Raw genomic sequence first — 13,514 nt, forward strand, 5'->3', positions numbered from 1 at the left:
AACCTTAGTGTTCAAAATCCGAACCTTTACTCGAAGATTTGAAACTCTTAGCCATCTGTTTTGAAGGAGAAAGTTACTAAAAAATTCAACAGTGCTTTTTTATATTATTGAATGTAGTTTAAATCAGGATTTGTTTGACCCAAATAAGAAATATTTGAATTTCAAGTATTTTTCTGACATCATTATCTCTAAAAGTTCCAGGTATGTGCTTTTGCAACTAGTTTTTTGGCTATATTTTTTCTGTTTCTATTTATTTGTTTGAACTTGTTTATACTCTTCATCTGTTACAGCTTCTAACCAAACAGGCACACCGTTTTGGGTATTTGTTATTGCTACTTGAACAAAATACGTATCAACACTGGCACCGTGCCAATGTTGAATATTTGGTGGACATTTGATTACATCTCCTTTACGAAGTATTTTTTTAGGTTGCCCTTTTTCCTGATAATATCCAACTCCATCGGTGGCCAACAAAATTTGACCACCCGGATGAATGTGCCATTTCGTTCTAGCTCCAGGTTCAAAAGTTACATTTCCTACTGAGGTTGGATTGAGACTGTCACTTTTCATTAGCATTTGTAAATAGGCTATACCTGTGAAATTACTATTGGTAATTTTTTCTCCTTTGGGGAAAATGATTGATTTTTGTGATTCTGTTTCTGTTGAAAGTGTTACTTTATTTTGTGCTTTACAAGAAAAAGCAAACACTCCGATAAGAAATATTCCTGCTATATTTTTAAGTTTCATCTTTTTAAACTTTAAAGATTGATTTGATAAAAATTAACCAATTTATTAACCGCTTGCAATACATAATCAGGTTTCCAATAGGTTTCTATATGGGTAGCTCCATTAATAAGAAATAATTCTTTGTTTTTTGTATTGGTAGCTTTGTTAAATGCATCGTCAGTCATATAAAAAGTATCGGCTTTACTTCCTGCAATCATTAATAATGGCTGGTTTATTAAGTCCATATTAGTACTGGCATCAAAAGTCATTAAATCCATAAGACTACTCTTAGTGTATTTAAATGTAGAATTTGGATGAGCATGTGTTTTGCCGTAATACTCAAATCCTTCACGATATAAATCAAACGGTAGTGCTGCTATTTGTTTATCCGTAAGCTGAGTATCTCCCATATACATAATTTTACCTCCTCCAGCTTCTTGGGCACGGGCATCAGAAGCTTCTTTTAATCGTTCCTGGATCGTTGAAAATTGTGAGTTCATAAAACCGTTACGTCTTACTACACCCGAATTGAACATGCTTAATGTTGCTATTGCTTTAAATCGTTTATCTGATTGGGCTGCCTTTAAAGAATAACCGCCGCCGCCACAAATTCCGAGTAATCCAAGTCTAGATGTGTCAACACCTTTATATTGAGTAATAAAGTCAGCCATTGCGTGTATATCTTCAATTCGGTTTGCCGGTTTATCTACATTACGAGGCTCTCCGCCGCTACCTCCTTGATATGCTGCATCTGCTGTGATAGTAATATAGCCCTGTTCTGCTAAACGTTGAGCATATAAACCTGCCACCTGTTCTTTTACACCACCATTAGGATGAGCAATAACTAAAGTAGGATATTTTTTTGATGAGTCAAAGTTAGCAGGTGCGTAAACATTAGCAACTATTGTAATTTCTTTAATTTTATAGGTGACAGGATAGATGTTTACTTTCCCTTTAACATTTTCAGTAATTGCTCCCTCATATACCAAGGTATAAGGATTTTGTTGATGTGCCTTTTGAGTAGTTTGAGCATTTGACATATCTATAGCTGCTATTGACATTACTAATGCGATTATTAATGATACTTTTTTCATTTCTTTTATTTTAAAATTATTGAGCCTATCTGTTTTTCAACACTTCGTTTATAACTTCTTTTGCAGCTTTAGTCTTTTTTCTTCCTAAGATTGGTTTGATAACGCCTATAAATTCTTTTAACTGTTCAGGCGATATACCTAGATTGAGAGAAATTAACAAATGACTTTTTAGCATTGGCTCAGCATCACCAATAGCACTGATAACGGAAATCGTAACCAATTCTCTTTGAGTGAAGGTTAAAACATCTCTTTCAAAAATAGCTGCAAATAAGTGTTCTTTCAAAAAAATATCTATTACCGGTGCAAAAGCTGCATATCCTGTAAGGGTATCCGATTGGGGCGTTTTTGTAAGTTGTTCCAAAATTTTTTTACCCCTTTGATATTTGTTGCCATCCTCTTTGATTGCAGAAGCTTCGTTACCAGGTTCATCAATAATACCTTTTGATTTTCGTTCGTTAAGCACTTCCATAAAAGTTTGCAATCCTCTGATACTCCTTGGAAAACCGCAATATGCATAGGTATGAACCAATACTTCTTTTACTTCATTCACGGTAAGTCCCGCTTCAAGACCTTTGTTTAACTCTGATTTTAGTTGGACTAAATCGCCTTTAGCTGTTAGTGATGCAATGGTAATAATGCTTTTTTCCTTTATACTTAAATAGCTGTCATTAATTACCAACTGTTGTGCTTTTGTGTAATTGGAAAATAATGCAAAACTTAATACAATTACTTTAAAACCGAAAATTCTAAATTGCTTCATAATTATTTTCTTATTACTTATCCAATCCCTTTTCTTTTAGCCATTGACTCATTAGGTTAGCTATATCAACATTGTTTAAATCTGAGAATGGAAAATGTGTATTGCCTTTAATTCCTATTTCCGGTAGATGTATTACAGTGACATCTCCACCATATTTATTGACTGCATCTCGCCATAAACGCGCCATTTTGAGGCGTATTCTCCATCCGTCAGCCCCAGGATTTTTTGAGGGACTTTCAGGAATATTATCTCCATAATAAATAACAATAGGTATTTTAGTAAGTTGCATAAATTCTTTCATTGAAACTGAACTTGCTTCTAGGGAACCAGCCGAACTTGTTAAAGATGATGGTACTTCACCTTCAGGAAATAAGAATCCACTACCTGGTTCGTAAGATACTATTGCTTTGACGTTTTTATTTTTTACAGCAGTGAGCCATCCCATACCACCAGAATGGGAATGTGTAACCAAAATTGCAGGGCCTATTGTGTTGAATAATGCTGAAACCGCATCCGAATTAACATTACTATCGATAGCACCAATGTTGGGTGTCATAGACCGAAAGTATTGATTGAGTGTACTTGAATCTTGAGCAAATTGGACACCTTCAAAATAATTGGGCCATACACCTACACGGAAGACATCAAACCATTGCTGTTCATCAGGAGTTGGATTAATGGTAGCCGCTACAGTACTTCTTCCAGCATTACCTCTTCTTGGTTGATCAATCACATAAACAGGAAAGTTTCTGCGGAGAAAAATATTTTGATACCCTTCTCGTCCGTCGGGTGTGGTTTCCCATGTTTTAGAAAACTGACCTATACCGTGCCACATCACCAGTGGATATTTACGAGCCTTTACAGGAATTTGATAAAAAACATAGGCATGGTCTCCACGAAAAGTTTGTCCTTCGGGAGTAGGTTTGTAGGGATCGAATGTGCCAGAATTGGTAATGATAGTTCCTCCAACAGCAAAACTTCCTTGCTCTTTAATTAGTAACGGTTTTTGTTTCGTGCTTTTTTGTGCATAAAATGATGATTGGATCATCAAAAACAAACAAAGTATACTCCACAATCTAATTATATTCTGTTTCATTATAATGTGATTTAATTTATATTTTCCAGTTTGCAATCTAATTCTTTTTATTTATTGCTGTCAAATGCCTTTTCTATCACATCTAGTCTTGCTTTTCTATGATCGAAAGAATTACCTGCCGACCCATCTTGCCTAAACTCAAAAACCTCATTTTTATAGCTATCATATACCGGCCAAAGCGGTAGTCCCTTTCCATTTGGATTACCCGTTTTAGCAAAGTTAACCCAATAGGCATTCATTATTTTGCCTACTTCTTTATCTTTCGCAGTAAAAGTAATGCCATTGCGTTCCACAAGATTATCAAATACATAAGCAATCTCAGAGGCATGAGATGCACCATATCGCATCCAGTCTTTCATGGAGATGGGTACATAAGAGAAGAGATATAAATAGATAGGTATCGATTTAGAAGTAAATGCTCTAGCAGTAAAGCGGGCAGGCTCTGCCCAAACTTTATCGGTATTAACTAAGGTTAACATCTTAGCAAAATCAGTATTGCCATCAGGGTCGTAGGCTGCAGTTGCCTCCTCTTTATAGTTGCCAAACAATGACAGTAATTCCTCTTTTGAATTCGCGTTAACAAAGCCTGCAGGAACTTCTGCACTATTTGATCCAATAATAATAGGAACATTTGGTTGCTTTCCTGTCTTGTAAGAACTCTCCGCAGTCTCAGTTACCAAACGTCTATCAAGTATAGGTCCTGAATACGTTATAGGACCACCTTGTCCAGCAGTTTCCTCTCCGCCATCAATAATTTCAGCAGTACTTAATGCTCTTAGCTTGTTGAGAACTTCGTCATTATCACCTTCGATATTAAATCTTTTGGTAAAGTTAACTCCGATAGTTTCGGCCGATATTGGATAATGAATATCTGCCTTTTCTTTGTCAATTGGACGACCCGTTAGTACACCATCTCGTCCACCCCCTGACTCAATAATTGCTTTCTTAAATAAACCTTTTGCTGCGGGTATAGTCAAAAGAGAATGTACCGATACGCCACCAGCTGACTCGCCAAAAATGGTTACATTTTTGGAATCGCCTCCAAACGCAACGATATTTTTTTTAACCCATTGTAATGCAGCAATCTGATCCATGTAGCCATAATTACCTTTATATTCATTTGGGTTTTCTTTACTTAAAGCGGGAAACGCAAAAAAACCAAGACGCCCTAAACGATAATTAAAAGAAACTAGTATAACATCCTGATTTGCAAATGATGCTCCTGTAAACCCATTTCCACCACCACTGCCTCCTACAAATCCGCCTCCGTGAATCCAAACCATAACAGGTAATTTTGATTTTTTTGTTGCTGTAGCAGGTGTCCAGATATTGAGAAACAAACAATCTTCAGATGAATTTTGCGACATGCCGGCACCACGAGGCCAACTCGCTTGCGGACAATCAGCACAAAAGTTACTTACATCTTTCACTTCCTTCCAAGCAGTCACTGGCTGTGGAGGCCGCCAACAATTTGCACCCACTGGTGGTGCCGCATAAGGAATACCTCTGAATATAGAAATACCTCCTTCTGTTACTCCACGAACAATTCCTGAATTCGTACTAACTTGCCTTGTAGAACTTTGTGAAACCGCTTGTTGCGCGTTTACCTGGGCAGTACAATAAAATAATACAATTACAATCCATATTTTTTTCATTTTTTCAAATTTTTATTGTCCTGGTGTCATGAGCTTAGTGAACGACAATGAGCCGAGTTTCCAACCATCATTGTCTTTTATATATACTTCCATTACAATAAACGGATTGGTTACTTCATTCCCTCCAACTACTGCTAATAGTGTAATTTTATTTAAAAGTATAGCCGTATTACCGATAATGTTTACTGACACTTCATGAACATCTGCTTTCTTATAATGAATTCCTCCACTTTTAATCACATTGATTTCTTGGGTTTTTCCCCAACTTCCTCCCATATGAACAAAGACAGATTTATCATCAAACAAAGGTGTAAGTCTATCGACATTTTTATCGGCCATCCACTGCCATTTTTGTTTTGAAAGTTGAATCACTTCCTGTTTATCAGTATTTTGTGAAAAAGTATTAGTTGTAAATAAAACAAGAAGAAGTAGTCCAAAGATTGATTTTTTCATAGTAGTAAATTTAGTATTATGTATTTTTATTATTATTTCTGAATCTGATGAGTATCTCTAACACTGCTGAATGTTAAAGCTAACAATTTCCAATCTTTACCTTGTTTTTGATAGATTTCTGTTACAGTAAATTCAGTGACGACCTCACTTCCTCGGACTATAGCCTCTAGGGTAATTCGGTTCCAAACGATTGCCGTTTTTTTGAAAATTTCTACTGCTACATCATGGACTTTAGTATTCTTGTACCAAATTCTACCCGTTTTAATAATGTCGAGTTCCTCGTCCTTTTTCCAAGTACCACTCATATGGACAAATTTGGATTTGTTGTCAAAGAGTGGTTCAAGTTTGTCTACATTTTTATCGGCCATCCACTGCCATTTTTGTTTCGAGAGTTGAATAATTTCCTGTTCAGTGTCTGTGTAATTCGTAACGACAGTACTTGTTTTATTTTCTTGAGCAAAGGAATATTGTAAACTAGCTATTACAAACAGCCCCACAATTACTATTTTCATATGATCTAATTTAAAGTTAAAGTGTAATGATGTTTTTTAATTTTACTGTTTTTTCTTTAACGGTGCTTCCACATCAGAAAAAGCTTGAACAAAGGCAGGTAATCGTTCACCCAAAATTTGAATAGCATCCAATTGTTTATTGAATTCCTTTAGTTCAGCTGTCGTAAATTTTATATTTTCAGCTCCAATATTTTCAAGCATGTGTGCCATCTGTGTCGTGCCTGGTATTGGAACAATCCAAGGCTTTTGTGCCAATAGCCAAGCCAGCGAAATTTGGGCAGGAGTGGCCTGTTTTTGTGCACCCCAGTTTTTTAATAAATCTACAAGTATCAAGTTACGGGGCATATTCTCTGGCGAGAAACGAGACTCATTTCCACGTATATCACCTTGAGCGAAGCGTGTATCAGCATCAATGGCTCCAGTTAGAAAACCCACTCCAAGCGGACTCCATGGAACGAATCCTATATCTAATTCTTCGCAAAGCGGTATGATTTCCTTTTCCGGACCACGCCATAACAAAGAATATTCATTTTGAATGGCCGCAATGGGATGGATTTTGTGTGCTCGTCTTACGGTTTGAGATCCCGGCTCTGACAATCCGTAATGCAATATTTTACCTTCTTTTATCAAATCCTGAATAGCTCCAACTACATCTTCAATGGGAACTTGCGGATCTACACGGTGTTGATACAATAAATCTATTCTATCAGTGCGAAGTCTTTTAAGCATTCCTTCCACAACCATTTTGATGTGTTCAGGGCGACTGTTTAAACCAGGTAATCGCTTGCCTGTTTCCTGGTCAATATTCCAGCCAAACTTCGTTTCGATGACTATTTTATCACGGAAAGGTGCCACACCTTCTCCAAGAATTCGTTCCACTTCAAAAGGGCCATAAGCCTCAGCTGTATCAAATAGGGTAACTCCTTTATCAAAGGCTGTTCGAATGATATTGAACATTTCTGGACGAGAGGGAATTGTAGTTTGATACGTACGGCTCATATTCTGAACACCCAGTCCTATACTGGAAACTTCAAGAGAAGCACCCAGTTTTCGCTTGTTAGACAAGGGTTGAAGATAATCATTTTTTAAATGATCTTCTTCTGATTTTATAGTTTTTGCTAATGAATCAAAAGGTAGTATAGCGCTTCCAGCCAATACTAATCCTGCGGTTTTTAATAGATTTCTACGATTCATAATTATATTTTTTAGAACTACTGTTATTTTATAACGCTACTTTATACTCGCTTAACCATTTTACCATATTAGGATCTCTAAGGTCAAAAAACAAACTCCCTTTAGTATCCAGAGTCTGAATCATCTGCATATCATCTGTTGATAATTCAAAATCAAAAATGATGAAATTCTCAAGCATTCTTTCTTTTCGTACTGATTTTGGAATAGCAACCACACCTCTTTGAGTCAACCAACGAAGGATAACTTGCGCAACGGATTTATTATATTTAGCGCCAATAGCAATTAAAATTTCATTTTGGAAAATGTTGTTTTTTCCTTCTGCAAATGGCCCCCAAGATTGTATTTGGACATTGTTTTTCTGAAGGAATTCTTGGTTCCTAATTTGTTGATGAAATGGATGCGTTTCTATCTGATTTATTGCAGGTGTAAAACCACTATTAGCAATTAAATCCATTACTCTGTCCGGATGAAAATTTGCAACACCAATAGCTCTGACCTTACCTTCAGTATATAATTCTTGCATAGCTCTCCAAGATCCAAAAATATCTCCATAGGGTTGATGAATAAGATATAAATCCAGATAGTATAGTTGCAACAGGTCTAATGATTTTTGGAAAGCAGCTTTCGTTTTTTCATAGCCAGCATCTTGAACCCATACTTTTGTAGTTATAAACAATTCTTCTCTAGGAACACCACTTTTCTTAATGGCATTACCTACGGCAGCTTCATTCATATACGAAGCAGCTGTGTCGATTAAACGATAACCACAATCGATAGCTTCTAATACTGCTTTTTCACATTCGGTAGCATCTGGAATTTGGAAAACACCGAATCCTAAAATTGGCATTTCTACCCCGTTGTTTAATTTTATGTTTTGCATGATTCTGTAATTTTAAGGTTACTATAAATTCCCCAAGCAATTAGGATAACTTATACTACTCAGCAAATTTCCGACCTGAAAATGAGGTTGTTGGTATATAGATTACTGATTGTTCTACCAATATTACTTATTGTGCTTACTACATGGTAATTGATATATCTAAATACATAAATTTGTATTATAAAATGAAAATTATCATGAACAAAGTAGTCAAGTTTAATACAATTAGTGAATATAATGCATTTAACAATTGCAAAACTTTACATCCATTAATAAGTGTTATTGATTTTTCAAAAGCAAACGAAAGATCTTGGGGAGGTGAAAAGAATGTTAGAATTTATTACGGCTTTTATTGCATCTTTTTGAAAGATATAAAATGTGGTGATCTGCGTTATGGTTGTGATTACTATGACTATCAAGAAGGCACATTGGTTTTTGTTGCACCAGGGCAAGTAATGGAAGTAGAGACTGATGGTAAAGTATATCAACCAAAAGGATATGCCTTAGTGTTTCATCCTGATTTAATACACGGCACTTCTCTGTTTAAAAGTATAAATGATTATAATTTTTTCAGTTACAATGCCAATGAAGCATTGCATTTGTCAGAACGCGAAAGACAAATTGTTTTAGACTCTTTTTCAAAAATCCACTCAGAATTACAACTTGGAGTTGATAAGCATAGTAAGAAACTTATTGCTTCAAATATTGAATTGTTTTTAGGCTATTGTGAGCGTTTTTATGATAGACAATTTATCACAAGAGAAAGTGTTAATAAAGGAATTCTAGAGAGATTTGAAGAGGTATTAAATGCCTATTTCACCTCTGATAAGCCCAATACTATAGGTTTACCATCAGTTGCTTATTGTGCTGACGAACTACATTTATCAGCTAACTACTTTGGGGATTTAATAAAAAAGGAAACAGGTAAATCGGCTCAAGAATATATCCAAAATAAAATAATTGATGTGGCAAAAGACAAAATTCTGGTAGACCATTTGACTGTAAACGAAATTGCTTATGAGCTGGGCTTTAAATACCCTCAGCATTTTTCTAGATTGTTTAAACAACGGGTAGGATACACTCCTAATGAATATCGGAGTTTGAATTAAAAATCTTATTTATAATGAGTTAACAAGATTCATTTACATGTATTAAAAAAAATCAATTATTACCTATAAATTATACAAGTAGCTAAAAATTATTATTTTTACAAATAAAAAACCGACAATATATATTTTAATATATTTTGTCGGTTTAAGTGAAGGCAGAAGGATTCGAACCTTCGACCGCCTGCTTAGAAGGCAGGTGCTCTATCCAGCTGAGCTATGCCTCCATTGCTCATGTAAAAAATCTAGTCGGGGTGGCAGGATTCGAACCTGCGGCCTCCTGCTCCCAAAGCAGGCGCGATAACCGAGCTACGCTACACCCCGAAGTGCAAAAAAATTAAGCGGAGGGACAGGGACTCGAACCCTGGCACCAATTACTCGATGACAGTTTAGCAAACTGCTCCATTACCACTCTGGCACCCCTCCAAGCTCAAAGAAACGTGTCCTGTTTTGCGGTTGCAAATTTAAGACATCTTTAGACTTCTCACAACTATTTTAGGTCTTTTTTTTAATATTTTTTGTCGTTTTTACAAAAACACTTCACAATCAAACATATAGAATGAAAATAAATTTAAAAAAAGATAATGCCTTAATCTAAATTTGAAATTGTTCAAAAAAGATTAAATTTGCTTCATAAACCAACATTTTATAAGTTATGAACAAAAGAGTTGTTATCGTTTCTGCCGTTAGGACACCTATCGGAAGTTTTATGGGGGGATTATCTACAGTTACTGCTCCAAGATTAGGTGCAGTCGCTATAAAAGGTGCTTTGGAAAAAATAAATTTAGATCCAAATTTAATTGACGAAGTATTTATGGGCAATGTAGTTCAAGCTGGCACAGGACAAGCTCCTGCTCGTCAAGCAGCGCTATTTGCTGGTTTACCAAATACTGTTGCCTGCACCACAATAAATAAAGTTTGCGCTTCTGGAATGAAAGCTATTATGTTGGGTGCGCAAGCAATCCAATGCGGTGATGCCGAAATTGTAGTTGCTGGTGGAATGGAAAACATGAGTTTAATTCCACATTATATGCATTTGAGAAACGGAACTAAATTTGGTCCCGCAACCATGATTGACGGAATGCAGAAGGATGGACTGACTGACGCATACGATAACAGCGCTATGGGAGTGTGTGCTGACTTATGTGCCGCAGAATACAAGTTTACCCGTGAAGATCAAGATAACTTCGCAATTCAATCGTATGAGCGTAGTACAAAAGCTTGGGATTCTGGAAAATTTGACAATGAAGTTGTTCCGGTTCCCGTTCCACAAAGAAAGGGAGATCCTATTATAGTTTCTAAAGACGAAGAATACACTAATGTAAAATTAGATAAAATACCATCATTAAGTCCTGTTTTTACCAAAGACGGAACCGTAACCGCAGCCAATGCATCTACAATAAATGATGGCGCAGCAGCAGTAATATTAATGAGTGAAGAAAAAGCAATCGCTTTAGGTTTAAAACCGCTAGCCTACATTAATGGGTATGCCGATGCAGCACAAGAACCAAAATGGTTCACAACTACACCATCTAAAGCAATTCCAAAAGCTCTAGAAAAAGCAGGAATAGCAATTGGCGATGTTGATTATTTTGAATTCAATGAAGCTTTTGCCGTTGTAGGTCTGGCTAATACTAAAATTTTGGGATTAGACGACAGCAAAGTAAATATAAATGGTGGTGCTGTATCTCTAGGACATCCATTAGGTTGTTCCGGAGCAAGAATCATTGTTACTTTAATAAATGTTTTAGAACAAAATAACGGTAAATTCGGAGCTGCAGCAATTTGTAATGGCGGTGGCGGTGCTTCGGCAATTGTTATTGAAAAAGCCTAAAATAATTATAAGTTATGGGTTATGAGTTCTGAAACTTATAACCCATAATTATTAACTCATAAATTGACCTAAATGTTCGGAATTTGTAATCTAGCCATAATCCCACTTCGCTTTGAACCCAGTGACAGAAGCGAAATTGTTTCTCAAGTTTTATTTGGCGAACATTTTGAAATTCTGGAACAATTGAAACAATGGTCCCGAATCAAAATGCAATATGATGATTATGAAGGCTGGGTAGATTCTAAACAATACCAACTGATTTCCGAAACCAGTTTCAATCAATTGTCTGAAGACGCAATTATTTTGAATGCTGATTTAATAGAATACATTACGGCGCCAAATAATGTATTAATCCCAATTCCGTTAGCTTCATCGGTATCATTTTTAAATCATAATGAAATCAACACTTCAAATTTTGATTTTGAAGGAACTAAAATTAGTGGTATAAAGCCTAAAGAAGGTTTGATCAATACTGCCTTTTTGTATCTAAATGCTCCTTATCTATGGGGAGGTAAAACACCATTTGGTATTGATTGTTCCGGTTTTACACAAATGGTTTACAAACTCAACGGATATAAATTATTACGTGATGCATCACAACAAGCAACTCAAGGAGAGCCTTTGAGTTTTATAGAAGAAAGCGAACCCGGTGATTTAGCTTTCTTTGACAACGACGAAGGCAAAATCATTCATGTTGGAATCATCATGGAAGACAACTATATCATTCACGCCAGTGGAAAAGTACGGATTGACAGATTAGATCATCTCGGTATTTATAATCCCGAAACAAACAAGCATACACACAAACTTCGGGTCATCAAAAAAATTATATAAAAAAAACCTATCAAGAATTTATATTCGAGATAGGTTTTTTTAATCTTCTTAAAAAGAATTATTACATTTTAGCTTTCAATGCTTTTTTCTTTTCAGTCATTTCTAATGCTCCATAAACATTCAACAAAGTAGCTTTAACTTCTTTATTTGATGGATCCAATTCACTTGCTTTTTCCAAAAACGGTAAGGCATCCAAAAATACTGCTTCTCTTTGTTTTTTAAGAACCAAATAACGCTTATTATCTTTTTCTGAGTTTCCTAATTTATTCATTTCCTCAAAAAGTTTTTTGTCAGCATCCAGTTTTAAAATTGCTAAATTAAGATACGCATTTACATAATCTGGTTTTATTTCAATAGCTCTCTTATAATATTTCTCAGCTTCAACGGTATTATTGGCAGTAGTACTTATTACTCCTAAATTAAAAATCAAATCAGCATCATTAGGATTTTTTTCTAATACTTCAGAGATTAATTTCTTATAAGTAACATAATCTTTCGTTTCTAAATATAAATTAGCTTCTGTCAAAATCAATGAAGTATCATCCGGATTTGCAACTCTAGCCTCAGCCATAGCTTTTTTAGCTTCTTCAGTTTTTCCATTTTGAACTAAAATTAAAGCCATATTTTTATATATTTCTCCTCTTTTTGAAGGAACAGCTTCAGTTCTTGGTTTTTCATGAGTTCCCAGTTTCACCATTCTGTCTCTTTCTTGAGCTGTAGCATAAACATCCTCTTCACCAGACAATTTATTCACTGCAAAATAACTCGTTCCTTTTCCAGAATAGTTTAAATTCTTCAACTCATCATATAACTTAAGTGCTGTATCATATTCTTTAGCATTTACATAAGTAGAAGCTGCATAATATAAATTGATAGTATCATTTTTATCTAACAAATAAGCATCATATAATTTTTTAGCACTATCTGCGTGTTTTTCAATTTTAGAATCTGCAATCGCATTATTAATTAATTTAAATTTTATCTGCGTAATTGACGTAGCTGCTTGAGTAGAAAATTTAACTTTTCCAGAAGCTTTTTCAACAGCAATTAAATCTTGATATGCTTTTGCAGCAAGTGAAAGATTCGTATTGGTGTCAACATTCTTATTTGCTAAGTCTAGCAAAGCATTTCCTTTTATAAAGAAAAATTGTGCTTTCTCAACATCAGTGGCATTAGTAATCAAAGATTCAGCACCTTGTAAAATCGTTGCAGCTTCTTGAGAATTTCCGCCTTTCATTGCTTTTTCTGCAGCTTTAATTTGATCTTTTTGAGCAAAAGTAGCTACTGATATCAATAATGCTGATGCAAGTATTACATATTTACTTTTCATAATATTCTTGTTTTTGTTTAATAATTATTCTTTTTCACAT

13 protein-coding genes and 3 tRNA genes are annotated in these 13,514 nt (G+C 35.2%); 3 read left to right on the top strand and 13 right to left on the bottom strand.

Annotation, left to right across the window (positions count from 1 at the left end):
* Positions 1–246: 246 nt before the first annotated feature.
* Genes ACM55K_RS16700 through ACM55K_RS16740 form a run of 9 tightly spaced genes read right to left on the bottom strand, consistent with a single transcriptional unit; the run spans position 247 to position 8,370 of the window.
* Complete coding sequence (locus ACM55K_RS16700) at positions 247–747, bottom strand: cupin domain-containing protein (protein ID WP_416851426.1); 501 nt, start codon at positions 745–747, stop codon at positions 247–249.
* An 11-nt stretch (positions 748–758) separates the two neighbouring features.
* Positions 759–1,820, bottom strand: coding sequence for an alpha/beta hydrolase (locus ACM55K_RS16705; protein ID WP_416851427.1), 1,062 nt, complete (start codon positions 1,818–1,820; stop codon positions 759–761).
* 25 nt (positions 1,821–1,845) lie between these two features.
* On the bottom strand, positions 1,846–2,580 hold the full coding sequence (locus ACM55K_RS16710; protein ID WP_416851428.1) for a carboxymuconolactone decarboxylase family protein: 735 nt from the start codon (positions 2,578–2,580) through the stop codon (positions 1,846–1,848).
* Positions 2,581–2,593: 13 nt separating this feature from the next.
* Positions 2,594–3,676 carry an alpha/beta hydrolase gene (locus tag ACM55K_RS16715; protein ID WP_416851430.1) on the bottom strand — a complete coding sequence of 361 codons (1,083 nt, stop codon included), beginning with the start codon at positions 3,674–3,676 and terminating at the stop codon, positions 2,594–2,596.
* Between the two features lie 47 nt (positions 3,677–3,723).
* Positions 3,724–5,331 (bottom strand): carboxylesterase/lipase family protein, encoded by a 1,608-nt coding sequence (locus tag ACM55K_RS16720; protein ID WP_416851431.1) that lies wholly within the window; start codon positions 5,329–5,331, stop codon positions 3,724–3,726.
* A 12-nt stretch (positions 5,332–5,343) separates the two neighbouring features.
* Positions 5,344–5,784 (bottom strand): nuclear transport factor 2 family protein, encoded by a 441-nt coding sequence (locus ACM55K_RS16725; protein ID WP_416851432.1) that lies wholly within the window; start codon positions 5,782–5,784, stop codon positions 5,344–5,346.
* Positions 5,785–5,816: 32 nt separating this feature from the next.
* Positions 5,817–6,296, bottom strand: coding sequence for a nuclear transport factor 2 family protein (locus tag ACM55K_RS16730; RefSeq protein ID WP_416851433.1), 480 nt, complete (start codon positions 6,294–6,296; stop codon positions 5,817–5,819).
* 42 nt (positions 6,297–6,338) lie between these two features.
* Positions 6,339–7,490, bottom strand: a complete 1,152-nt coding sequence (locus tag ACM55K_RS16735; protein ID WP_416851434.1) for an aldo/keto reductase — start codon at positions 7,488–7,490, stop codon at positions 6,339–6,341.
* A gap of 28 nt (positions 7,491–7,518) precedes the next feature.
* Positions 7,519–8,370: an aldo/keto reductase gene (locus ACM55K_RS16740; protein ID WP_416851435.1), complete on the bottom strand. Its 852-nt coding sequence runs from the start codon at positions 8,368–8,370 to the stop codon at positions 7,519–7,521.
* Positions 8,371–8,567: 197 nt separating this feature from the next.
* Here ACM55K_RS16740 and ACM55K_RS16745 point away from each other — a divergent pair, with 197 nt between their 5' ends.
* Positions 8,568–9,479 carry a helix-turn-helix domain-containing protein gene (locus ACM55K_RS16745; RefSeq protein ID WP_416851436.1) on the top strand — a complete coding sequence of 304 codons (912 nt, stop codon included), beginning with the start codon at positions 8,568–8,570 and terminating at the stop codon, positions 9,477–9,479.
* A 150-nt stretch (positions 9,480–9,629) separates the two neighbouring features.
* On the opposite strand, the gene ACM55K_RS16750 is transcribed toward ACM55K_RS16745, so the two are convergent.
* The 3 genes from ACM55K_RS16750 to ACM55K_RS16760 all read right to left on the bottom strand — a co-directional run bounded on the left by ACM55K_RS16750 (position 9,630) and on the right by ACM55K_RS16760 (position 9,902).
* A tRNA-Arg gene (locus tag ACM55K_RS16750) sits at positions 9,630–9,703 on the bottom strand.
* 22 nt (positions 9,704–9,725) lie between these two features.
* Positions 9,726–9,800, bottom strand: a tRNA-Pro gene (locus ACM55K_RS16755).
* 18 nt (positions 9,801–9,818) lie between these two features.
* Positions 9,819–9,902: transfer RNA gene (locus tag ACM55K_RS16760), tRNA-Ser, on the bottom strand.
* Positions 9,903–10,131: 229 nt separating this feature from the next.
* Here ACM55K_RS16760 and ACM55K_RS16765 point away from each other — a divergent pair.
* The gene (locus ACM55K_RS16765) at positions 10,132–11,310 is read left to right on the top strand and encodes an acetyl-CoA C-acyltransferase (protein ID WP_416851437.1); all 1,179 of its coding nucleotides are present in this window, start codon (positions 10,132–10,134) and stop codon (positions 11,308–11,310) included.
* Between the two features lie 72 nt (positions 11,311–11,382).
* Entirely contained in the window at positions 11,383–12,144 is a 762-nt protein-coding gene (locus tag ACM55K_RS16770; protein ID WP_416851438.1) for a C40 family peptidase, read from the top strand.
* Positions 12,145–12,205: 61 nt separating this feature from the next.
* On the opposite strand, the gene ACM55K_RS16775 is transcribed toward ACM55K_RS16770, so the two are convergent.
* On the bottom strand, positions 12,206–13,474 hold the full coding sequence (locus ACM55K_RS16775) for a tetratricopeptide repeat protein (RefSeq protein ID WP_416851440.1): 1,269 nt from the start codon (positions 13,472–13,474) through the stop codon (positions 12,206–12,208).
* Between the last annotated feature and the right edge of the window lie 40 nt (positions 13,475–13,514).

It is taken from the genome of Flavobacterium arabinosi (assembly GCF_048158725.1).
Taxonomy (GTDB): Bacteria; Bacteroidota; Bacteroidia; order Flavobacteriales; family Flavobacteriaceae; genus Flavobacterium; species Flavobacterium arabinosi.

Coding starts and splice junctions, on each gene's coding strand:
- ACM55K_RS16700 (WP_416851426.1), bottom strand. CDS start 747: ATGAAACTTAAAAATATAGCAGGAATATTTCTTATCGGAGTGTTTGCT.
- ACM55K_RS16705 (WP_416851427.1), bottom strand. CDS start 1,820: ATGAAAAAAGTATCATTAATAATCGCATTAGTAATGTCAATAGCAGCT.
- ACM55K_RS16710 (WP_416851428.1), bottom strand. CDS start 2,580: ATGAAGCAATTTAGAATTTTCGGTTTTAAAGTAATTGTATTAAGTTTT.
- ACM55K_RS16715 (WP_416851430.1), bottom strand. CDS start 3,676: ATGAAACAGAATATAATTAGATTGTGGAGTATACTTTGTTTGTTTTTG.
- ACM55K_RS16720 (WP_416851431.1), bottom strand. CDS start 5,331: ATGAAAAAAATATGGATTGTAATTGTATTATTTTATTGTACTGCCCAG.
- ACM55K_RS16725 (WP_416851432.1), bottom strand. CDS start 5,784: ATGAAAAAATCAATCTTTGGACTACTTCTTCTTGTTTTATTTACAACT.
- ACM55K_RS16730 (WP_416851433.1), bottom strand. CDS start 6,296: ATGAAAATAGTAATTGTGGGGCTGTTTGTAATAGCTAGTTTACAATAT.
- ACM55K_RS16735 (WP_416851434.1), bottom strand. CDS start 7,490: ATGAATCGTAGAAATCTATTAAAAACCGCAGGATTAGTATTGGCTGGA.
- ACM55K_RS16740 (WP_416851435.1), bottom strand. CDS start 8,370: ATGCAAAACATAAAATTAAACAACGGGGTAGAAATGCCAATTTTAGGA.
- ACM55K_RS16745 (WP_416851436.1), top strand. CDS start 8,568: ATGAACAAAGTAGTCAAGTTTAATACAATTAGTGAATATAATGCATTT.
- ACM55K_RS16765 (WP_416851437.1), top strand. CDS start 10,132: ATGAACAAAAGAGTTGTTATCGTTTCTGCCGTTAGGACACCTATCGGA.
- ACM55K_RS16770 (WP_416851438.1), top strand. CDS start 11,383: ATGTTCGGAATTTGTAATCTAGCCATAATCCCACTTCGCTTTGAACCC.
- ACM55K_RS16775 (WP_416851440.1), bottom strand. CDS start 13,474: ATGAAAAGTAAATATGTAATACTTGCATCAGCATTATTGATATCAGTA.